Origin of the sequence: Methanothermobacter sp. KEPCO 2, from assembly GCF_041228365.1 — an archaeon.
Taxonomy (GTDB): domain Archaea; phylum Methanobacteriota; class Methanobacteria; order Methanobacteriales; family Methanothermobacteraceae; genus Methanothermobacter; species Methanothermobacter marburgensis.
In genome coordinates this window covers 319633-341777 of the sequence record NZ_CP166185.1, presented here as the reverse complement: position 1 = coordinate 341777, position 22145 = coordinate 319633, and the positions used below count along the sequence as shown (strand labels likewise).

The window sequence follows — 22145 nt, the reverse complement described above, 5'->3', positions numbered from 1 at the left end:
CATCATTCATAATATTTAAGGTATTCCTTGAGCATCTTGGGGAAGGATGTGGCATTCAGGAACCTCAGTCCCAGGCGCTCTGCCCAGACCCTTATACCGTCATCAGCAGCCACAACACCGGCACCGAGCTCCTTGGCAAGAAGGAGGACGTCAAGGTCCGGGGCACTGTCAAGGGTCCCCTTCCTGAGGGCTGAACGGTACTTCTTCCTGAGGTCCTTTATGGCCTTTCCGAGCACCTCACCCTCGATTTCAATCTTATTAACGCCACGGGATGCCATGATTATGGACTGTATCCCTGCCTCCCAGAGGAGGGTCTCTGAAATCCGGAGCCCCTTGTTCATCCTCTCCCTTATATCGTGGACGTATTCATAGAATATCTGGGAGGGTATCTGGGTGTCGTAGCGGTTGGGTGTCTTCTTGACTATCCATGTCTCGGCCTTCACCAGGGTCTCCTCGGGGCATTCATACCGTGTTATGTAGTCGGTGAATTCCTTGTAGGTTATGGGGGGCATGTGACAGCTTATGTTGAGCTTTATCCTGCTCCTTGCGATGATGTCGAGCATGGTATCCACTGACCTGTTGAGGTCACCGTCACCCAGCATCTCCCGGAGCTGGTTATCTGTAAAGGCCGTTGTATCAAGGACAAATCTCTGCTTGGCAAGCATGTCACGCCCTCCCTCTCAAGATTGGTAACTGATGGAAACAATATTTATCGCTGATGATAAATAAATATTGCAGAGGAAAAGGTGTTAAACTGAGAGATGGGAATAATTCTGAAATGAAGCCAGAAACAGGTCAGGAACTGGATGATGGTTGTGATAAACTGATAACAGGATTCTGAAATGGAGCCATAAACGGGCCATTAATGGGATGATGGTTGTGATAAACTGATAACAGGCAATACACAGCTCACGGGAATAATAGGTTACCCCCTCACCCACAGCCTCTCACCACAGATGCACAACGCGGCGTTCAAAGCCCTTGGAATGGACTGGGCCTATGTACCCTTCCCTGTGAAACCATCAGGGCTTGAAGAAGCTGTTAGGGGCCTCGGAGCCCTCAACGTGAGGGGTGTGAACGTCACAATACCCCACAAGGAGTCTGTCCTTGAATACATCGGTGAGGTTGATGAGACAGCCTCCCTCATCGGGGCCGTGAACACCCTGAAGTTTGAGGATGAAACCATAATGGGATACAATACAGACGCCTCTGGCTGCCTGAGGACCCTTGAGGAGGTTACATCCGTTGATGGGTCTTCAGTCATCATACTGGGGGCCGGTGGGGCTGCAAGGGCCTGCGCATTCCAGCTTGCAGTGAAGGGGGCCAGTGTGACCATACTCAACAGGACCCCTGAAAGGGCCAGGGCCCTTGCAGAGGATATTAATGGTGCCCTCGATATCAGGGTGAAACATGGTGGCTATGAACTCATACCCGCCTGTGTGGAGGGGGCCGACATCCTCATAGACACAACACCCATCGGAATGTACCCACACATGGACGATGAACCCCTCGTAAAAGCTGAGCTCATGCATGAGGACCTCGTTGTATACGACCTTGTCTACAATCCCCCGGAGACATGCCTCCTGAGGGAGGCCAGGGCAGCAGGCGCTGTTCCGGTTTCAGGTCTCAGGATGCTCCTCTATCAGGGTGCTGAGGCCTTCAGGATATGGACCGGGAGGGAGCCTCCCCTGGATGTTATGGAAAAGGCCCTTCTTGATGCCCTCCAGGGGGTGTAACTCCCTCATGGATGTTTCAACCAGGGTGGTAACCACTAACCCCTTCAGAAAGAGGAATATACCACATCATCCAGAAATGTTAACCCCATCCTGATCCTATGAAAGATAATTCTTAACATTACCGGTGATCTTATGAATGGACCTTGGGTAGAGAAGTACAGACCACAGAAACTTGATGATATCGTTGGCCAGGAGCACATAATACCACGCCTCAAACGCTACGTTGAAGAGAGGAGCATGCCGAACCTCATGTTCACCGGGCCGGCAGGTGTTGGTAAAACAACAACGGCCCTTGCCCTTGCAAGGGAGATCCTCGGGGAGTACTGGAGGCAGAACTTCCTGGAGCTGAACGCCTCAGATGCCAGGGGCATAGATACCGTGAGGACCAGCATAAAGAACTTCTGCCGCCTGAAACCTGTGGGGGCGCCCTTCAGGATAATATTCCTTGACGAGGTTGACAACATGACAAAGGACGCCCAGCACGCCCTCAGGAGGGAGATGGAGATGTACACCAAGACATCCTCATTCATACTCTCCTGTAACTACTCCTCAAAGATCATAGACCCGATACAGTCAAGGTGCGCCATCTTCAGGTTCCTCCCCCTCAAGGGCCGCCACATAATAAGCCGCCTGGAGTACATCGCAAAGCAGGAGGGCCTGGAATACGAGCCCCAGGCCCTTGACACCGTGGTCTACTTTGCAGAGGGTGACCTCAGGAAGGCCATAAACATCCTCCAGTCAGCGGCCTCACTGGGTGAGAGGATAACAGAATCCAGCATCTACGAGGTGGTCTCAAGGGCCAGGCCAAAGGATGTGAGGAAGATGATAATGACCATCCTGGACGGGAATTTCATGGAGGCCAGGGACATGCTCAGGGAGATCATGGTCCTCCAGGGTATAAGCGGCGAGGACATGGTCACCCAGATCTACCAGGAACTCTCAAGGCTCGCCATGGAGGGATCCATCGAGGGCGAGAGGTACATAAAACTCATCGAGGCTGTTGGAGAGTACGACTTCAGGATAAGAGAGGGCGCCAACCCCAGGATACAGCTTGAAGCCCTCCTCGCAAGGTTCCTGGAACATTGAGAGGGTAGATCAATGTCATGGACAGAGAAGTACCGGCCCAGGACCTTTGAGGAGGTGGCCGGGAACCAGAAGGCAATAGCCGAGATAAAGGAATGGATCAAGGGGTGGAAGGCCGGCGAGCCCCAGTCACCACTCCTCCTTGTGGGCCCGCCAGGTACCGGGAAGACAACCATAGCACACATAATAGGTAGGGAGTTCTCAGACACCCTTGAACTCAATGCCAGTGACAAGCGCTCACAGGATGCCATAATGAGGACTGCCGGTGAGGCGTCAGCCACACACTCCCTCTTCAACCATGACCTCAAACTGATCATCCTCGACGAGGTGGATGGTATACACGGCAACGAGGACCGGGGGGGTGTCCAGGCCATAAACAGGATACTCAGGGAGAGCAGACATCCGATTGTGTTAACCGCCAATGACCCCTACAGCAAGAGGCTTCAGAGCATCAAGCCAAAGTGTAAGGTCATAAACATCAGGAAGGTTCACACATCATCCATAGCCGCTGCCCTTAAACGGATATGCCAGGCAGAGGGTATAGACTGCCCCGACGATGTCCTCAAGGAACTTGCAAAGAGGTCCCATGGGGATCTGCGTTCTGCCATCAATGACCTTGAGGCGGTGGCCAGTGGTGAGGAGCGGGTTGGTGAGGAACTCCTCAGCATGGGTGAGAAGGACTCCACATCCAATCTCTTCGACGCAGTGAGGGCCGTTCTGAAGAGCCGGGACTTCTCAAAGATCAGGGAGGCCATGAGGGTGGATGATGACCCGACACTTGTACTTGAATTCATTGCAGAGAATGTTCCAAGGGAATATGAAAAGCCCCATGAGATCAGCAGGGCCTATGACATGCTATCACATGCAGATATATTCTTTGGCCGTGCTGTGAGGAGCAGGAACTACACCTACTGGCGCTACGCCTCTGATCTCATGGGCCCCGGTGTCGCCCTCGTGAAGGAGAAGACCTACAGGAAATTCGTCAGGTACACAGGTTCATCCTCCTTCAGGTTACTCGGGAGAACAAGGAAGCAGAGGAACCTCCGTGACAGTGTTGCAGGTAAGATGGCTGAGAGGATGCACATATCACCCAAGGTTGCAATTTCAATGTTCCCCTACATGGAGATAATATTCGAGAACGATGAGATGGCCTATGAGATGAAGGAATTCCTTGAACTCACAGACGAAGAGGTTAAACTGTTCAGGAAAAGGAAAATAAAGGCTCCCAAAGCTAAGAAGACACGTAAAAAATCTGATAAGACCGGACCACTTTACACCCAGAAGAAGAAGTCCCGGAGCGCGAATAGGGGCAGTAAGTCGTCTAAAGGTAAAACCGATAAATCCGGTGGTGATAAATCCTCCGGATCAGATTCCGGTGATGATAAGCCCCGTGAGAAGCAGACTTCACTCTTCCAGTTCTCAGGGTGATCATTGAATTCATTTACCCCTTATTTTTCCCTGTAAATCCCCCGAGGAACCTCTTTTCTCAAGCATAATGCAGCTACAAGATATAAGTAAAATCAGCCTCCCAATAAACCTCTTTTCTCCAGGCATGCACACAGCTGCAATCTATAAGTAAAAATCAGCCATTTTCCCCTATGAACTCAAGGGACTTCCTCATCTTATCCCTGAACTGGGGTACATTCTCATTGAAGAACTCCATGAACTCCGCCACGATTGGGTTGCTGGTGATGGTGATTTCAGTGCCAAGCCATGACTCAATCCAGGCTGCAGGTACAGTTGAGAGGGGGTATATGACCGTGGATGTTGACCTGTGATGGTACCTTATAGGTTCACCCATCACCATATCCTCAAGTGCCGCTGCAATGGAGTGATCCAGTGTGGCTGGAAGTGCAGTGACCTCCCCCTCACCGATTCTTATACCGTACTTTCTTGTGTAGGGCTCAAGGATCACATGGAGCACATGGGCCATCTCACCTTCGGCCTGGATCCTAACACCCACCCTGGGCCTCAGGGTTGATGCCAGGACCCTGGATGCCCTTGAGCATATCCTCTGAAAGACCCCTGACCTCACAACCCTGATCTCAGGGTACCTTGAGCTGAACTCCTCCTCCCTCCTCCTTGAGAACCTTGAGAAACGGAGGTTGTTTATGAGGACCTCACTGTCTGTTACACTCACAAACCTTGTATCCACTCCCAGCTCAGATAGGGCCTTAAGTATCTCCATTTTACCGGGCAAGTTACCATCCTCTTGATTGATATAACAGAAAGGAACTTAATCGTATGGGTATATAAATCTGTGGTTGGAGTAATAAATATGTGGAGGTGCTCTCATGTTCGGACTCTTTGGAAGGAGGAGGGATGAAAGGGAAGTTATTGAACTTGAACCCGATGGGCCGGTGGACTGCATCGCAGATTTCACCTACAACTTCCACTGGCAGCACAGGGGTGAGAAGCTTGACCCTGAGGACAGGATCCCGGGTACATCCTGCACCTTCAGGGATGTTGTTGAACACCTCAAGGGTGGAGGTGAGGTGGTTGTGAGGGGGGATGCCGGCCACAGGCTCGCATCAAGCATGGGGGCGGACCTTGCATACTTCGGGGGACCGGCGGCGCCCTGGATACAGGTGTCCTGACCGTTGAGGGGGACGTGGACACCCGTATGGGTATCAGCATGGTCTCAGGTACAATTTACGTTAAGGGGAAGGTTAAGGACCCTGTGGGGAACGTGGTTGAGGTTAAATCTGATAGGAGGGGGTATAAGAAGTTCCTATCAGTAACTGACATCCTCAAATCGGGCCTCAGGGGTGAAAAACCCGTTAATTTTACATTCACCCCCGGCAGGATGGTCATAGATGATGGTCACGTCAGGGATACCCTCTGCGCCAGGCTTGATGTTGACGCCGAGGTGATCCACAAGGGGGACGTGGACCTATCAACCGGGATACTCATGAGGCGCGGGACGGTCCGGGTGAATGGTAACGCCGGTAAAAATACAGGGGCGCTCCTCAGTGGTGGCACGGTTATCATAGATGGTGACTGTGATGACTTCTCCGGCATAGATATGAGGGACGGTTACCTCATAGTGAACGGGAATGCAGGTAAATTGATGGGGGCCCAGCGGAAGGGTGGAGTGATACTTGCAAGGGACGGAAAACCTGTCCCCCCAACTTCAGAGCACGAATTAAAGGATGAGGACAAGGAAATCCTGCTGGGGCTGGGTTTCAGGCCACAGTTATTCCGTAGGTTTTCATAGAATAACAAGCCCCAAAAATTATATAGTCAATGAGAGAAAGGGTCAGCATGCTTGATATAACCATGACCCTTACAGACTCTGTGGTCAGATTCATAGAGGAAAGCGGGTATCCCGGTATAGTTTTTCTCATGGCCCTTGAAAGTGCCTGTATTCCAGTTCCAAGTGAGGTTATAATGCCCTTCAGCGGATACATAGCATGGCAGCAGAATCTGACCCTCACTGGCGTTGTAATTGCGGGTGCGCTGGGTAACCTTCTGGGTTCTCTTCTCGCCTATATTATGGGTTTCAAGGGAGGGCGTCCCTTACTCGAGAGGTATGGCCCCTACATCATGATAACAGATAGTAAACTCAGGATGGCCGATGAATGGTTTGAAAGGTACGGGCACGAGGCCGTCCTCATCTCGAGGATGCTGCCGGTTATCAGGACCTTCATATCCCTCCCTGCAGGTATAGCCCGGATGGATCTGAAGAAATTCGTTATCTACACATTCGCCGGCTCCCTGCCATGGTGCCTCATCCTTGCATATTCCGGTTATCTTCTCGGTCCTCGCTGGACCTCCCTAGAGCCAGTGTTCCATGCACTGGATTACGCCATACTCATCGCCATCCCCCTGATCCTCCTCTACATTTACAGAAAGATAAGATGAAGTCTAAGGACCTGATGGGAATAGGGAATTCCTGTTATAATCTTAATTCTGGAAGTCCTGGATCCATGGAAAGGTATTAGGCCTATTGAGAAATCTGTGGAATTCAATGACGTAAATGAAAAAGCCAGCTTTTAAGAGAGTTATACAGAAAACTCAATGATCGCCACACGTTAAAAAAATAAAGGGGGATGAAATTATTTTCTGAGGGGTCCGAAGTAGTAGCCAACTCCGAGAAGGCAGAAGATTCCAAGTATGCCAAGAACAGCGTAGAGCTGTGTGCTGCCTGATTTTTCCTCTGCCTGTGGGGTTGAGATCTCATAGGCACTTCCAGGTTTCTGTTCTGATGCTCCTGCAACCCCGGGGGATGATGCGCCTGACTCTGAGGCGGAGGACTGTGCCGGAACCCCTGCATGGGTTCCTGGAGATCTTCCTCCCCTTCCAGTTGTTCCATGGGATCCTGTGGTGGTTCCATGATCTGAACCCTGGTTGTCTCCCTGGTCTGTGTCTGTGGAGGTACCCTCACCCAGCATCTCGGATATTGCTGCAAGTTCAGCCCCTGAGAGGGATACAAGTCCCCTGGTATGGGCCTGCCTCACATAGCGTGCTATCATCTGGATGGCTGATGCATCAAGCTGTGACCTCACAGCGCTGTCAAAGAGGAATGTGTCGGCAATCCTCCTCCAGACATCGGCTGATGCCACGTCCACGAGGGCATCACTCATGAAGAGATCCCTCACCTGCAGTGCTATTGATGCGCTGCCGGATGGTCCCTCACGCAGCTTGCCCTGGATCCATGTGGGGTTGAGGAGCGTCACTGCAAGGTCATCGTAGGCTGACTCCTGGAGGGTCCTTATGATGGGTGTTCCGTAGGCTGTTTTTGCAATGTAGCTGTTTATGTTCCTCCCTGTGAGGTAGTTCACCATGAAGTTCACGGTGACCGAGACCCTGTAGAGGCAGGTTCCCTCGCCGGGTGCCCTGTAGGGCATTATCACCATGCTGGCGTCAACTGTACGAAGGAGCGACTCCAGGAGTTTCGGGCTCTGGAGGCCGTTGAGGTCCCTTCCATAGGCATACGAGTAGTAGCTGAGGTAGGTCTCTGCAAGCTGTTCGGCTGTCCAGTCATCCCGTGACCAGAGTATCCTGTCGACACCCGCACCATGGGGGTCTGCACCCGGTGGCAACCCAAAGATCCTGGTCCTTGCAAGCCTGTCCGCCATTGCATCGGCCGCTGAACTGTTCATCCCTGAGGCCACCAGTTCACTGTAGATGCCTGATCTGAGGGTAATGTAGTGTTTTCGCACATAGTTCATCTCAGCTGACTCGTTGAGGTTCGCTATCCTCTTAATTGTGTTGTCCAGGACGTCCATTGCCCCGGGGATTGCCCCGCGGAAGTTGTGGAAGTCGCTTATCACAACGTCGATCCTTGGCCTTCCAAGTTCACTGAGTGGGATGATCTCTGTCCCGATGAGTGCTCCGCTCTCATAGACCGGTTTAACACCCAGGAAGTAGAATATGGCTGCGATGCTCTGGCCGCCGGTTGATATAATGTCACCTATATCCACGGCAACGGTTTCAGGGTACCTTCCGCCGTTTGCCTCCCTGTGGCGTTTAAGCATCTCCTCTGCAGCCCTTGATCCCATCACCACAGCGGCAGGGTCAGGGATGGATGATGGGTCAAAGGTGTACATGTTCCGGCCTGTTGGAAGCGCTGCAAGGTTGATTATGGGGCTTCTCGCTGGAGCTGGCTGTATGAATTCCCCATTGAGGGCCCTGAGGAGTGAGGCCATCTCGTTGCTGGCACTCATGATGAGCAGATTTCTTATCTCATCCCTCCTTGCCGTCCTGTTTGCAGGGTCAAAGGATATGATTGCATCCAGGAACCTCTCAAGGGTTTCACTGTCAGGGAGCTCCCCGAAGGTGTGGAGCCCATAGGGCATGAGGATCTCTGTGAGCTCATGTAGGTAATCCTCAAGTCTCAGTCTGAGGACACTGAAGGGGGTTGAGTTACTCACGTTGAGCCTCACGTCAAGGCCCGCCCTCTTCACACCATCCCTTATGAGGGATTCCAGGACGTTCATCCTGTCCCTATCCCCTGATGCCTCTGCAGTGCTGTAGGATCCCAGAAGGTCTGCAAGTTCCTGGTATACGCCGTAGAGTTCCGTCCTCATAACCGGTGGTATGAGGTATGAGATGGTAACGGCGTATGCCCTCCTCTTGGCCGGGTTTATAACAGCCTCAAGGGGGTCCTCCATCTTGAGGAGGTGTATGTTGGGGATGGATCCTATGAGGGTGTTTGGCCAGTCATCCTCTGTCATGGCATTCACATGGCCCGGAAGCAATTCCAGTGTGCCGTGCTGTCCTATGTGTACCACTGCGTCGGCCCTGAATCCATTCTGAAGCCAGAGGTAGAAGGCTATGAACTGGTGTGTAGGTGGTAGCGTGCCGTTGTTGAGTGTGCCGTTCCACTTCCAGACCGGCTGCGGACCCATAAACATGTTGCCGAGCATGAAGCCGGGGATCACAATGCTGCCGTTGTAGACCATGATGTTACCTGGAGCCTGACCCCACATTGCCTCAACCTGGCGCCTGAGGGTTACCGGGAGCTTTGAATACCACCTGAGGTAATCTGAAACAGGTACTGTGATGCATCCAGCCTCAACCAGTTTCCGGAGTTCTGACTGTGTCATGTTCCTGGGGTTTCTTCCAGCCCTGTTTATGAGTTCATAGATGTACTCGGGGGTCAGATTTCCGTTTCCTGTGGTGTAACCTGCTGCCCTCATTGCAAGTAGTATGTTGCTCAGACTGCCGTAGAGGTTGAGGCCATTGGTTGCCGGCATCCCCTCATCATGGGTGCTGTCAAAGTAGACTATGGCCACCCTCTTGTCACTGTTCACCTTCTTCCTGAGATTCACCCAGGCAAGTGTTCGCTCCACCAGCTGGTTTACCCCTGGCTCATAGGCCACGTATTCCTTGAGTGTGACCCCGGTTACCGGGTCCGGGTCCGATACCCTGTTACCACCTATAAGTATGGGTTCTATTCGCCCCTGCATCTCAAACATGGCGAGCCAGTAGTACTCCAGACCCCTGAGGCCCTGCTGTCTGCTGCTGTTTATGTAATCATCCAGGGAGGTCTGCAGGAACACCGGGAGTGGACCCTGAACAGGCACGTTGAGGTCAGTGAAGAAGGTTATGGTCTGGTTGTCTGGCCAGTAACCGAACTGTACACAGGCAACGAGGGCGTCAATCACTGAACTGTTGTTGACCATGAAGAAGCGCCTTGAGGCCCCTATGGGGTCTGAACAGTAGAAGTAGGGCATCACGTTGAGTCCCTCTACCTCGAGTTTCTGTATGAGGGTCTCATAGACGTCCATGTTACCCGATAGGTAGTATCGGTTCAGTATGGCAACCCCCACCCATGGGGCCCCGGGCCTGTAGAGGGTGGTGTTCATGTACCATTCTGTGTAGGATTCCCTGTCTGTGTAAACACGTGGTGCCAGTGGATGGTAGAGGAAGTCCTGCATTCCAGGTACCAGTTTTGTGTCGTTTGCAGTGAGATTCACGGCCCCGCTGAGCCTCAGGACCTCCAGGAGCGTCCTCTTTATGTTCTCCCGTGAGAGTGCAGGTGCTGCGACCGGACCATAGGCTGGGAGGTTGGTCACATTAACACCTGTGACGTTGGGTTTTACAGGGCCCAGGACGAATATTCGTGCCCCGGGTTTCATGCTGGCTGCGAGGGCCTGGAAGTCGACTGCTGCATCGAATTCTGTCCCATAGCTCATCCCGGTCACAGGGTAGCCGGGTCTTGTGAAGAGGAAGAATATATCCGCATTCTTCACGTCATTTTTGAACTGGCTGGATGCCGTTGAGTTGAGGTTGAAGGTGTCCATGGTGTATATCTTCAGGGTGAAGTTGTATCCGCTGGGAAGGAGGTCATTGCGGTAGGCGTCATTCATTATGGGGTCGACGGTTCCCACCACGCATCCTGTGATGAGCACCACCATGTTTGTATCCTTCAGCATCTTTGACTCTGTTGTGTTGGTGTCGTTGTCTGCCGCTGCTACTGATGGAACTGAAACAATGAGCAGAATAAGTGCTATCAGTAGAAACTTCTTCATTTTTTCACCTCCTTTACGATTTTAATAATTTACTGATTCAATATCGTAAAGAGATTTGATGAAATTCTATTTAAATCTTAATTAAAAGATTTTAAGTATGAATGATTTAAAAAAGGCGGGTGTTAAAAGTAATACTCAATTCATTTTTTAAATGAAAGATGATTTCCTGTCTGGCACTCCAATAAAGGATTCATCCGAGATTATCTTCTCATAAATACCCATCCGACCCAAAAAAATCAAAAAAGACTCATCCAAGGACTATCTTCTCAAAATACCCATCCAACCTAAAAAATCAAAAAAGATTCAATCAAGGATTATCTTCTCAAAATACTCATCATATGCCAGGTGAAAGTGCGGGAGCTTCATGCGGAGTTCATCCTCAAGTTCAAGTATCCTCTTAAACTCCTCCCTGTCTGCAAAGGCTATGAGATTCCTCTCCCATGCCTCCCTGCATCTGAGGCTGCATGGTATGAAACCTGATGGGAGCACAAGGGCGCATTTATCCGGGGGAACCTCAAGTTTATCCACCTCTGCAAGGTGATCCTCATCAATCGCATACCTGGTGTTCTCAGAGAAGCTCTGTATGCAGCACTCAGGGTAGCCAAGGAGTCTCCCTATGTTCTCATCATCACCCCTGTACACACCAAGTTCCGTGGATATCATGGGATCCAGGGCGGGCCTCACAGGCGGATTATACCTGGAGGTTATCTCAATCTGCATCTGGAGTCTCGACATGAGCTGGTTGAACTGAAAGTCATCCATACGGCAGACAACCTTCAGGCAGTCCCTGCATCCATCTTCCCTTATCCTCAGTATTCTCTCATAGATCCTCTCCAGCATGAAAACCACATCTACCTCTTTACGGTGTACTCAACTATGAGGTCCTCCCCCAGGGTGTAGAACCTCTCAAGTTCAAGTTTTATGGCATCAGACATATCGTCTATGCCCTCACCATCAACCAGTGTCCTTGCCTCCCTGCCACCGGCGATCATGGGGGCTATGCACACCCGGACCTCATCAACAAGGCCCTCCGTTAACATGGAGTAGTTGAGGGTTGAGCCCCCCTCGAGCATCAGCCTCCTGACACCCATCTCATGGAGTCTTTCTAGGAGCAGGCGGAGGTCCACCCTGTCTTTTCCTGCAACCACAACTTCAGCCCTTTTTCTGAGTTCATTAACCCTGGATATCGGGGCACTCTCCGAGACGCCTATTACCGTGGGGGCCTCATCGTTGAGGACCCTGAAATCCAGGGGTGTCCTTGCCCTGCTGTCAACCACCACCCTCACAGGGTTATCCCCTTCCTCTGCATCAACCCTGTGGACGGTGAGTCGGGGATCATCTGCAAGTACCGTGTTTATCCCTACCATTATGGCGTCACATTCCCTTCGAAGCTCATGGACCCTCCTGAGATCCTCCTCACCGGATATCTCAGAGCTACCTGTCTTTGTCGCAATCTTACCGTCCAGTGTCATTGCTGCGTTGAGTATAACGTATGGTCTCATGAACCTTCTCCTCCAGTCTATAGGTTTATAGCCACCATACTATTAAATTAGTGTGGAAACCATGTGGGGTTTCCAGATCGGGAGGTTGAAATATGGACAGATACACTGCTGGAATGGAGATACTTGAGAGGATACACAGGGACTCCTACAGGAAGCTGCGTGATGAACTTGAGGATGTTGCCCCTGATCTTTCAAGGTTCGTGGTTGAATTTGCATACGGTGACATCTACTCCAGGGATGCGCTGGATCTTAAAACAAGGGAACTTGTCACCGTGGCTGCCCTCACGGTCCTTGGGGCTGAAAAACAGTTGAAAGGCCATGTGAAGGGTGCCCTCAATGCCGGCTGCAGCAGGGAGGAGATAATTGAGGTCCTCATCCAGATGGCGGTTTATGCAGGGTTCCCTGCAGCCATAAATGGTGTTACTGTGGCAGCTGAGGTTTTCAGGGAGATGGATGAATAAATTCAGATGGCCTCAGAGGCCAAAAATTCTTTCTGCAGTGGATGTTGTCACCCTGTCAACATCCTCAACATCGGTTTCCTTGATCTCTGCTATTTTCTTAACCGCTTCAGCCACAAATGCTGGCTCGTTGCGTTTTCCCCTGAAAGGGGAGAGGTATGGACTGTCGGTCTCTGTAAGCATGCTCTCCAGCGGGATGTCCTCCACAAGTTTCATGTGGTGATCCGAGAAGGTCACAAGTGTGGATATTGATATGTGGTATCCGGCGTCCATTATCCTCTCTGCAGTTGATAGGCTGCCACCGTAGCAGTGAAAGACCACCTCTGGTATGCTGTGCTCGAGTACGATCTCAAGGGCCCTCTCCTCGGCGTCCCTTGCATGGACAACCAGGGGCATCTCATGTTCCTCTGCAAGTTTGGCGAAGATTCTGAAGGCCTCCTCCTGTCTTCTCCTTCCCTCAGCATCCCGGGTGTGGTGGAAGTCCATGCCTGTCTCACCTATGGCCACGATCCTGTCAATGTGTGATTCTATCTGCCCCGCGACCTCCTCTATGAGTTCAGGCCTTGCCTTTGATGCGTCGGCGGGATGGAAACCCATGGTGGGGTATATGAATCCTGGATAATCTGAGGCAAGGGCAAGGGCCCTCCTGTTGCCCCCGAGTCCAACACCCGAATCTATAATTGCCCTGAGTTTCCCCTTTGCCCTCTCAATAACCTCTTCACGGTTCCTGTTGAAGTCCTTGAAGTCCAGGTGACAGTGAACATCTATTATATTGATCCCTCCATTGATAGCTTGATGGGTATCAGGTCCATATATCCATGTTAGGACCTTATAGCCTTAAAAGTCGCCTGAAATGTATCTAGGTACCGAATCTCCTCTCCCTCTGCTGGTATGACCTTATAGCCTTAAAAGTCGCCTGAAGCCTATCTAGGTACCGAATCTCCTCTCCCTCTGCTGGTATGACCTTATGGCCCTTAAGAAGTCGACCTTTCGAAGTTCCGGCCATAGGCTGTCGCAGAAGTACAGTTCTGAATAGGATGACTGCCAGAGGAGAAAACCGCTGAGGCGCTCCTCACCACTGGTCCTTATTATGAGGTGGGGGTCCTCCAGTCCAGCGGTGTAGAGGTTCCTGTTTATCATGTCCTCGTCTATGTCCTCAGGGTCAATGCGGCCGGCCCTGACGTCCTCGGCGATTTTCCTTGCGGCGTCCACTATCTCCTGTCTGCCATCATATCCTATGGCAATGTTCACAAGTCGATCAGAGTATCCCTCAGTTGACCTCTCAGCGACCTCTATAGCCTTTCTAACATCTTCAGGGAGCAGTTCAAGTTTTCCGACTGCCTTGACCCTGACACGGTTTTTATGGATCTTCTTATTGCTTGCTATGGCCTCAAAGTTCTCCTTGAAGAGCTTCATCAGGCCATTAACCTCGTTTTCTGGCCTTTTAAAGTTTTCAGTTGAGAATGCATAGGCTGTTACTATCTCTATTCCAAGGTCAACGCACCAGTCCAGGACCTTTTCCAGTGTCTCAATACCCTTCTTGTGACCCTCTATGGGGTCGACGCTGCCCTGGAGTCGTGAGTATCTCCTGTTACCATCCATTATAATGGCAACGTGCCTTGGCATTCTCTCCCTTTTGAGGTTGCGCGATATGTACCACTCATACAGTTTGTAAAGAGGTTTTAAAGGTGACATTTCCCATCTACCTGACTGGAGTTTTTAATTATTCTATAAATTGATGATCTAATCTCTCCAACTGGTGGCAAGCCAGTGGGCGAATCTAAGTGCTCTGCGGTAACCCGCAGTAGTCTGTGACCTAGATGTGTCAACAAAAATCCCATTAAATCCAAGGGCCACAGCTCCGTGGCTTCTGGCCGTGCCAACGAGAACCAGTGATCTGAATATGAGGTTACCTGTTATCCCATCGGGTGCTATGATGACGTTGCACCCATCCCTTACGGCCTCCTCTATCAGTATATGGTAGTGCCTCACTTCATATTTATCCTTTACCATTGATGCCAGAAGTTCACCATCACGGATTGAACTGTCCACTGCAGGGGACCTTCCAAGGTCACCTGGCCGTCCCCCTGATATTATACCGATGAATGGCTCGGTTCCTGTTTTTATGAGGAAGTCCCCTGCGGCAGTGGCTATTCTGAGCCTTTCGGTAACTGTTTCACCCTCATCTATCCCGACGGGTGCAAGGAAAAAACTCCCCTTTCCCGTCTCTATCCATGAAGCCCTCATCAGGGGCCCATGATTCTTGAGTTCCGCCATTATACTTGCTGATGGGAGGGAACCCCTCACATAGGCGTCCTTTCCCATTCTTAACCTTTCTATGAATTCGTCCTCGGAGTAAACCAGTTCAACATCAAATTCCACTGACGAAGCAGCCCTTTCGATGTTCCTGTTCTCACCGGCCCCTGCCACTATCCTCATGGGGTGACATCCTCCTTTTTTAAGAATGTTTCTTGGCCCACAGCAACATTAATATATGTGTTGAGAAGTATTAAATATTCAGTTCTGCATGATACATAAACACCAAAGTATATATATAAATTGTGGCAAAATTTAGGTTAACGTAAATCATGTGGAGCAGTGCTTTTCAATGTTAACTTCTTACGTGATCCAGAACCCCAGATCAGCTAAAGGAAGGTAAGAATATGGATACAAAAAATAAGATAATCCTCGGTCTCTTCATAGTTATACTGGGTCTTTCAGTTGTAACTTATGAAAACTACATCACAAACTCACAGAACGTTTTTGTGGGAGAAAAACATGTGCTGCTTCTATGCGCAGACCCCAGTGAACCAAGGCCTGGTATAGGGGCCGTTGACATGGCCTTCATAATAACCATGAACGAGGGTAACATAACCAATGTAACGGCTGTCTACCCACACAACATGGCCCATCCAACAGCAGAACCCCCGGCTTCACTGAGGGCGCAGGGAGTAAACAGGTGGCTCCTGCATGACGCCCTCTGGGAAAACGATACAGAGAAGGGTGCCAGACTTGCGCAGGAGATAGTGGAATACAATACCGGTGTGAAAACAGATATCGTCGTGATAGTGACACCCCAGGCAGTGGACGGCATCCTACAGGCAATAGGTCCTGTATATGTGGAGGGTCAGGGTTATGTCTCAGGAAACAGCATAACATTCCTCAGGGAGGAACAGCAGCAGGGATCCGCAAGGGGCGTTGCGGTTCAGTCACTCATGAGGGCAATATTCAATGCCACAAAGGACCGTTCAAAGTACATGGCCATGGTAAACGCGGGGATACAGCAGTATCAGCAGGGAAACATCGTTGTTGTACCCGAAGGTGCCTTCATACAGTTCCTCATATCCACAGGACTTGAAAGGGTGACCAGCTGATAAAAAACTATTTATTTTTTTGAAAAAACATCACAGGATACCTCAGTGCATGAAAAGATAAATGATTCAACACAAAACTTAACTACTATAATGTAATATATTATGTCTGGGGGATCTCCTTGTCCGATGAAAACATGGGAAAAACCAGGGGCTACCTTATATGTACACAATGCGGGGGCTACTACCAGCTGGAAGATGGTGAGGACCCCTCTGATTTTGATTCCTGTGAATGTGGGGGCTCACTGGGATACTACAGCACACTCGAAGAGTTCTATGAAGAACCAGAAGAGTTCTATGAGGAACCAGATGAACCAGAACCTGAAATTCCAGGAAAAGGTGACCGGAAAAGAGTCCTCCTTGAAAACCTCTCAAGGAGCATAGACAATGAGGAGAGAACACTTAAGGAGATAAAAAGCGGCAAATGGTCCCTCATGGAATTCGTGGCCGAGAAGAGAATAATCGACGATGTGAAGGAACAGAAAAAGATTGTGGACGAACTCCTTGATGAGGAGATAATAGACAGCAATCTAATAACCGGTGGCAGAGGGGAGGCAGAGAGTTTCATATCACAGGTACGTGAGCAGAGGGAGTTCCTTGCTGAACGTGAGGGAAAGACGCTTAACAGCAGATTTTTAAGGACCGCCGTCACGGTTCTCCTCATCTTTGTGGTTATATGCTTCCTATACTTCTTTATAGCCGTAAAATTCACATAAAAATTAATATCAAGTAAAGTGCGGCCAACTGTTAAGATAAGGCCCGTAAAATAAAGAAATTATTAATTTTTTAAATGGCTGAGCACATCCTCTGCAGTCTCAAGTGTACTGTTTATATGATCCATTTCGTGTGCAGCGGATATGAAACAGCACTCAAACTGTGATGGGGGTATGAAGACACCCCTCTCCAGCAGTCCCTGGAAGTACTTCATGAAGAGCTCAGTGTCTGATTTCTTAGCATCGGCGTAGTTTCTGACCTCATCCTCAGTGAAATATATCTGGAACATTGAAGCCGGCCCTGCAACCTGATACTCAAGGTCCATGTCAGAGAGGAGATCCCTCAAACCTGCCCTCAGATGGGACCCCATCCTCTCAAGACTGGAATACACTTTATCATCAAGTATTTTAAGGGTTTCAAGACCTGCAGTTACAGATACCGGGTTTCCATTGAATGTGCCTGCCTGGTATACGCTACCAGCCGGTGCAATGTTCTCCATTATCTGCCTTGGACCTGCCAGTGCCCCCATGGGAAAGCCCCCCCCGACTATTTTTCCAAGTGTCACGAGGTCCGGCTTTACACGGTAGTACTCCTGGGCGCCACCTGCTGCCAGCCTGAATCCTGTTATGACCTCATCAAAGATGAGTAGGATGTCGTTCTCCCTCGTTACATCTCTGAGGAAGTTCAGGTAGCCGTTTTCAGGTTCTATGCACCCGATGTTACCCATCACAGGTTCAACAAGGATGCATGCTATCTCATCCCCCATCCCATCAATGAGCTCAACCATCGCCTCCTCGTCATTGAAGACCGTGGTTAGAGTATTTTTCACGGTATCCTCAGGTATACCCGGTGAATCGGGTGCAGCAGCGGCACCAGAACCTGGTTTTACAAGGACGTAATCGTGGGCCCCATGGTAGGATCCCTCAAATTTGACAATCTTGTCTCTCCCTGTATATGCCCTTGCAAGCCTCACAGCGGCCATGGTGGCCTCCGTGCCTGAGTTCATGAACCTTACCATCTCGGCACAGGGTACCCTGTCTATTATTGTCTCCGCAAGTTCTATTTCCCCCTCAGATGGTACACCATAGGTTGTGCCCCTCTCTATCTGCCTCTCAACCGCCTCAACCACCCTGGGGTGTGCGTGTCCCAGTATCAGGGGTCCATATGCCAGACAGTAGTCAATGTAGCTCTTACCATCAACACTCTCCAGTATGCACCCCTTACCCCCCGCCGCAAAGAAGGGGTATGGATCGAACCTCCTCACAGGTGAGCTCACGCCACCTGGAAGAACCCTCTGTGCCCTTTCAAACAGTTCTTTAGACTTCATGATGGAACCTCTAAACATTTCTAATCCTCGATGATGCTAAGGACCCTTCAAACTTATCCTCAGGAGAACCTCTAAACCTCCACTCCCCTGATAATGCTATAAGAGCATTTGCAGCTGCCACCGCGACAGGTGTGCCCCCCTTGGGGCCCCTGGTTATCATGTGGGGTATGTCGGTTTTCCTTAGGGCCTCCTTAGATTCTGCAGCCCCCACAAACCCCACCGGAACCCCTATAACCGCCTCTGCATCCATTATGCCTTCAGCTGTAAGTTCAATCACCTTCATGAGGGCTGTTGGGGCATTACCTATAACCACAATCCCCCTGAAGCCCCTCTCTGCAGCGTACTCCATTGATGCTGCTGCCCTGGTGATATCCCTCTTTTTTGCAATCTCCCTGACCTCAGGGTCCCTTATGTGGCAGCTGGCAGGTCTGGATATCCCTGCACGGACCATCTCAATGTCGGTGAGTATCTCGCCTGAGGTCCTGAGTGAATCAAGGGCTGCATCCACAAAGTCCTGGCTGAACTCTGTCAACCTGGCATACTCGGGGTCAGCGGTTGAATGAACTATACGCTCAACTATGGCCGCCTCCTCATCCCTGAGAGAGGCCAGATCCTCAGATATCAGTTTTCTGACTATTTCCCTGCTCTTTCTGGCTATCTCATAGCCCTGGCCTGTGGATGCACCCATCAATGCTATCACCTAAGGTGTGAGTCTCCTCCTGTCCCTCGGGAAGAGCACGGTCTCCCTTATGTTATTCACACCGGTGATGGTCATGTTGAACCTTTCAGCCCCGAGACCCCAGCCTGCGTGGGGTGGCATTCCGTACTCAAAGGCTGCAAGGTAGCTCTCGAAGGAGTCCGGGTTCAATCCCTGCCTCCTTATCTTCTCAACCAGGAGGTCATGCTGGTGGACCCTCATGGCACCTGAGGATATCTCAAGGTCCCTGTACATGAGGTCGAATGCATAGCTTCTTTCAGGATCGTTTTCATCTGGCATCACATAGAATGGCTTTATTGCGGTTGGCCATGAGGTTATGAAGTAGTAGCCGTCCATGACCTCACCAAGGGCCTTCTCAGCCGCCCTTGGAAGGTCCTCGCCGTGTTTCATTGGGACTCCCCTGGAGTTTACCAGTTCAACTGCCTCATCGTATTCCAGCCTCTCGAAGGGAGTTTCGGGCACCTCAAGGGTCCTGCCCAGGGTTTCAAGGGCATCACTGCAGTGCTCGTTAACATCCTCTATGACCCTCACAACCAGCCTTTCCAGTATCTTCATGACATCCTCGTGGTCAACGAAGGAGGCCTCTATGTCGATGGATATGACCTCGTTGAGGTGCCTGAGGGTGTCGTGCTCCTCTGCACGGAATATGGGTGCTATCTCATAGACACGGTCAAGGCCCGTTGACATCATCATCTGCTTGTAGAGCTGTGGGCTCTGTCCCAGGAAGGCCTCCCTTTCAAAGTAGGTTATGGGGAAGAGTTCAGTGCCCCCCTCTGTTGCAGATGCAACAAGTTTGGGGGTGTTGATTTCAAGGAAACCATTCTCTTCAAGGAATACCCTGACTGAGTGCAGCATCCTGCTCTTTATTTTAAATATTGCACTCACTGATGGTTTTCTGAGGTCAAGGAACCTGGCGTCGAGCCTTGTATCTATCTCGGCCTTCACCTTCTCTGTGGGGTCAAGTGGCAGTGGCTGCTTTGATGGGTTCAGAACCCTCAGGAATGATGGTATTATCTCAAAGCCGCCAGGGGCCTTATCTGATTCCTGCACCCTTCCCCCGAATGCCACAACAGATTCCTTTTTGAGCTTTCTAATGGATTTGAAGAGGTCCTTCTCAATCTTCTTGCTGGGTGCTGTTATCTGGATGAGCCCGTCACGGTCCCTGAGGAGCACGAATATTATTCCTCCAAGGTCCCTTATCTCAGGGACCCATCCCATGACAGTGACTTCCTCTCCATCCATTTCAGGTTTTATGTCCTTTGAGTAGTGAGTCCTTCTAAGATCTCCAAGTAACAATCAGATCACCTCTTGTCGCTAAGTGAATTATCAGAGTAAATTCAGGTCACCTCTCAAGTCTCCTGCGGAATGACTCGGCATGGGCATAGAGGCCCTCGTATTCAGCAAGACGCAGGACTGTGTCCTGGATGTTCCGGAGCCCCTCCCTGGTTATCATCTGCACCGTTGGTTTCTTGAGGAATGACTCCGTTGATAGGCCCGAGTACATCCGGGCGCAGCCAGACGTTGGCAGCACGTGGTTGGTCCCTGAACCGTAATCCCCTGCCGCCACAGGTGAGAGGTCACCCAGAAATATGGATCCTGCGTTACGGATACCCTTGAGTGTTTTTTCAGGAGAATCCGTCATTATAACAAGGTGCTCAGGGGCGTAGGTGTTGCTGAAGTCCACGGCCCCGTCAATATCCTCAGTTAAAACTATCATTCCGTATCTTTCAAGGGACTCCTCTATGATATTGGCCCTTTCCATGTATTTAATATTTTCACGTACCTTCCCATCCACCCTGGCTGCAAGATTCTCTGAGTCTGTCACAAGGACACTTGCAGCCTGGGGGTCGTGCTCTGCCTGTGCCAGTATCTCGAGGGCAATGTACTCAGGGTCTGCAGATTCATCTGCAATTATGAGTACCTCTGATGGGCCTGCCGGAAAGTCTATGTCCACTTCACCGTATACCAGTTTCTTTGCTGCGGTAACAAATATGTTCCCGGGTCCCACAATCTTATCCACCGCCCCGATCGTCTCTGTACCGTAGGCCATTGCAGCCACCGCCTGGGCGCCCCCCACACGGTATATCTCATGTGCACCTGCAATGTCGGCCGCCACAAGGACAGCGTCGGGAACCGAGCCATCGGATGCCGGGGGTGTGCAGCACACTATCCTTTCAACCCCTGCTATCCTGGCCGGTATGACGGTCATGAGTATTGTTGAGGGGTAAACGGCCCTTCCACCGGGTATGTAGCAACCCACACTGTCAAGGGGCCGCACTATCTGCCCTGCGCTGACCCCAGGCCGGATCTCGGCCATCCACTCAGAGGGCAGCTGGAGCCTGTGGAACTCCTCAATGTTTGCTGCAGCTTCAGTGAGCGCTTTCCTGACCTGTGGGTTCAGGTTTTCATGGGCCGCCTCTATTTCCTCCTGACTGACAGTGAGGCTTTCAGGTGAGACGCCATCAAATTTCTCTGTGAGTTCCCTGAGGGCCACATCACCACCCTCTCTCACCATTGAGATGATATCTGCCACCGGCCCCAGGACCTCATCAACATCAATCCTTGCTCTCTCAACAAGCTCATCGACTCTTTCATGATCAAATTCTATTATCCTCATGAGGATGATCCTCCATGGAAAAGTTAAGGTGAATGGTTAGTTTTATGGATCCATCACTTTTAAGAATTTGCAGACGATAAGCCACGCCCGCACATGATTAATAATTTAAAAAGTTTCAGTAATATAAAACTTTATTTATCAGTTTTAACTTAACTATGGGAAGATGAGAGAAGATATTCAGGGATATCCGCCGATCTGCTGTAATTTTTACATTAATTCATATTATATCTTTAATTTTGATAAAGGGGCTGTCCCTCCACCAAAATTTTTAAATAATAAATTTAATACACACTTATAAGGAGACTGAGGCTGGTAACCATGTATAAGGACGAAATGATACAACTGCACCAATTTCTGGTATATGTTCTGAAGTACCTCGAGAATGGATACGATATAAAGGATGAATGCGAAGAGTACTTCTCCCTCAACATCAGCCCCCACCACATCCACCGCACAAAGGCCGAACATAAATACGCTATTTTTGTACTCTCAAGCGCCATCTCCGAGATCCTTGCAAAAAAGGAAGGGCACAACCTCCCACCAAATGTTGTAAATGGCCTCTCAGAACTTGCAAAGCGGTCAAGGAAGGAAGTCGTGAAGATGGAAGCCAAACTGGAGGCAAAATAGACCATCAATCCAT

At 50.4% G+C, this 22145-nt stretch carries 22 protein-coding genes; 10 read left to right on the top strand and 12 right to left on the bottom strand.

What is annotated here, in order from left to right:
• Positions 1-2: 2 nt before the first annotated feature.
• On the bottom strand, positions 3-665 hold the full coding sequence (locus AB9H23_RS02000) for an RNA ligase partner protein (RefSeq protein WP_013295512.1): 663 nt from the start codon (positions 663-665) through the stop codon (positions 3-5).
• A gap of 222 nt (positions 666-887) precedes the next feature.
• Between AB9H23_RS02000 and AB9H23_RS01995 the strand changes: the two genes are divergently transcribed.
• The 3 genes from AB9H23_RS01995 to AB9H23_RS01985 all read left to right on the top strand — a co-directional run bounded on the left by AB9H23_RS01995 (position 888) and on the right by AB9H23_RS01985 (position 4247).
• Complete coding sequence (locus AB9H23_RS01995; RefSeq protein ID WP_370005908.1) at positions 888-1736, top strand: shikimate dehydrogenase; 849 nt, start codon at positions 888-890, stop codon at positions 1734-1736.
• Between the two features lie 132 nt (positions 1737-1868).
• Entirely contained in the window at positions 1869-2822 is a 954-nt protein-coding gene (locus AB9H23_RS01990; RefSeq protein ID WP_370005229.1) for a replication factor C small subunit, read from the top strand.
• 12 nt (positions 2823-2834) lie between these two features.
• Complete coding sequence (locus AB9H23_RS01985) at positions 2835-4247, top strand: replication factor C large subunit (protein ID WP_370005227.1); 1413 nt, start codon at positions 2835-2837, stop codon at positions 4245-4247.
• Positions 4248-4401: 154 nt separating this feature from the next.
• Here AB9H23_RS01985 and AB9H23_RS01980 read toward each other — a convergent pair whose 3' ends face one another.
• Positions 4402-5019, bottom strand: a complete 618-nt coding sequence (locus AB9H23_RS01980) for a hypothetical protein (RefSeq protein ID WP_370005225.1) — start codon at positions 5017-5019, stop codon at positions 4402-4404.
• A gap of 94 nt (positions 5020-5113) precedes the next feature.
• Between AB9H23_RS01980 and AB9H23_RS01975 the strand changes: the two genes are divergently transcribed.
• The 3 genes from AB9H23_RS01975 to AB9H23_RS01965 are packed head-to-tail and all read left to right on the top strand — an operon-like array spanning position 5114 to position 6683.
• On the top strand, positions 5114-5416 hold the full coding sequence (locus AB9H23_RS01975) for a hypothetical protein (RefSeq protein WP_370005223.1): 303 nt from the start codon (positions 5114-5116) through the stop codon (positions 5414-5416).
• A 14-nt stretch (positions 5417-5430) separates the two neighbouring features.
• Entirely contained in the window at positions 5431-6036 is a 606-nt protein-coding gene (locus AB9H23_RS01970) for a hypothetical protein (protein WP_370005221.1), read from the top strand.
• 47 nt (positions 6037-6083) lie between these two features.
• Entirely contained in the window at positions 6084-6683 is a 600-nt protein-coding gene (locus tag AB9H23_RS01965) for a DedA family protein (RefSeq protein WP_370005220.1), read from the top strand.
• Positions 6684-6877: 194 nt separating this feature from the next.
• Here the strand turns inward: AB9H23_RS01965 and AB9H23_RS01960 are convergent, their stop codons facing one another.
• From AB9H23_RS01960 to AB9H23_RS01950, 3 genes are all read right to left on the bottom strand, one after another.
• Positions 6878-10798, bottom strand: coding sequence for a cobaltochelatase subunit CobN (locus AB9H23_RS01960; RefSeq protein ID WP_370005218.1), 3921 nt, complete (start codon positions 10796-10798; stop codon positions 6878-6880).
• 303 nt (positions 10799-11101) lie between these two features.
• A complete protein-coding gene (locus AB9H23_RS01955) occupies positions 11102-11638 on the bottom strand; it encodes a DUF483 domain-containing protein (RefSeq protein ID WP_370005216.1) in 537 nt (178 codons plus the stop codon).
• A gap of 11 nt (positions 11639-11649) precedes the next feature.
• Positions 11650-12300 (bottom strand): 2,5-diamino-6-(ribosylamino)-4(3H)-pyrimidinone 5'-phosphate reductase, encoded by a 651-nt coding sequence (locus tag AB9H23_RS01950; RefSeq protein WP_048175146.1) that lies wholly within the window; start codon positions 12298-12300, stop codon positions 11650-11652.
• Positions 12301-12392: 92 nt separating this feature from the next.
• On the opposite strand from AB9H23_RS01950, the gene AB9H23_RS01945 reads away from it, so the two are divergent.
• A complete protein-coding gene (locus tag AB9H23_RS01945; protein WP_370005214.1) occupies positions 12393-12761 on the top strand; it encodes a carboxymuconolactone decarboxylase family protein in 369 nt (122 codons plus the stop codon).
• Positions 12762-12773: 12 nt separating this feature from the next.
• Here AB9H23_RS01945 and AB9H23_RS01940 read toward each other — a convergent pair whose 3' ends face one another.
• From AB9H23_RS01940 to mtxX, 3 genes are all read right to left on the bottom strand, one after another.
• On the bottom strand, positions 12774-13526 hold the full coding sequence (locus tag AB9H23_RS01940) for a TatD family hydrolase (protein WP_370005907.1): 753 nt from the start codon (positions 13524-13526) through the stop codon (positions 12774-12776).
• A gap of 159 nt (positions 13527-13685) precedes the next feature.
• Positions 13686-14453, bottom strand: a complete 768-nt coding sequence (gene uppS / locus AB9H23_RS01935; protein ID WP_048175139.1) for a polyprenyl diphosphate synthase — start codon at positions 14451-14453, stop codon at positions 13686-13688.
• A gap of 48 nt (positions 14454-14501) precedes the next feature.
• Complete coding sequence (gene mtxX, locus AB9H23_RS01930) at positions 14502-15197, bottom strand: methanogenesis marker protein Mmp4/MtxX (RefSeq protein ID WP_048175136.1); 696 nt, start codon at positions 15195-15197, stop codon at positions 14502-14504.
• 224 nt (positions 15198-15421) lie between these two features.
• Here mtxX and AB9H23_RS01925 point away from each other — a divergent pair, with 224 nt between their 5' ends.
• Positions 15422-16132 carry a DUF4012 domain-containing protein gene (locus tag AB9H23_RS01925; RefSeq protein ID WP_048175134.1) on the top strand — a complete coding sequence of 237 codons (711 nt, stop codon included), beginning with the start codon at positions 15422-15424 and terminating at the stop codon, positions 16130-16132.
• A 119-nt stretch (positions 16133-16251) separates the two neighbouring features.
• Positions 16252-16845, top strand: coding sequence for a hypothetical protein (locus AB9H23_RS01920; protein ID WP_048175131.1), 594 nt, complete (start codon positions 16252-16254; stop codon positions 16843-16845).
• Positions 16846-16907: 62 nt separating this feature from the next.
• On the opposite strand, the gene hemL is transcribed toward AB9H23_RS01920, so the two are convergent.
• From hemL to hisD, 4 genes are all read right to left on the bottom strand, one after another.
• Positions 16908-18170 (bottom strand): glutamate-1-semialdehyde 2,1-aminomutase, encoded by a 1263-nt coding sequence (gene hemL / locus AB9H23_RS01915; protein WP_048175129.1) that lies wholly within the window; start codon positions 18168-18170, stop codon positions 16908-16910.
• 10 nt (positions 18171-18180) lie between these two features.
• Positions 18181-18858, bottom strand: a complete 678-nt coding sequence (locus AB9H23_RS01910; protein ID WP_370005905.1) for a cobalt-precorrin-8 methylmutase — start codon at positions 18856-18858, stop codon at positions 18181-18183.
• Between the two features lie 12 nt (positions 18859-18870).
• Positions 18871-20130, bottom strand: coding sequence for an aspartate--tRNA(Asn) ligase (aspS, locus tag AB9H23_RS01905; RefSeq protein WP_370005903.1), 1260 nt, complete (start codon positions 20128-20130; stop codon positions 18871-18873).
• A gap of 100 nt (positions 20131-20230) precedes the next feature.
• Complete coding sequence (hisD, locus tag AB9H23_RS01900; protein WP_370005210.1) at positions 20231-21505, bottom strand: histidinol dehydrogenase; 1275 nt, start codon at positions 21503-21505, stop codon at positions 20231-20233.
• 318 nt (positions 21506-21823) lie between these two features.
• On the opposite strand from hisD, the gene AB9H23_RS01895 reads away from it, so the two are divergent.
• Positions 21824-22132 carry a UPF0058 family protein gene (locus tag AB9H23_RS01895; protein ID WP_147670984.1) on the top strand — a complete coding sequence of 103 codons (309 nt, stop codon included), beginning with the start codon at positions 21824-21826 and terminating at the stop codon, positions 22130-22132.
• Positions 22133-22145: the final 13 nt, after the last annotated feature.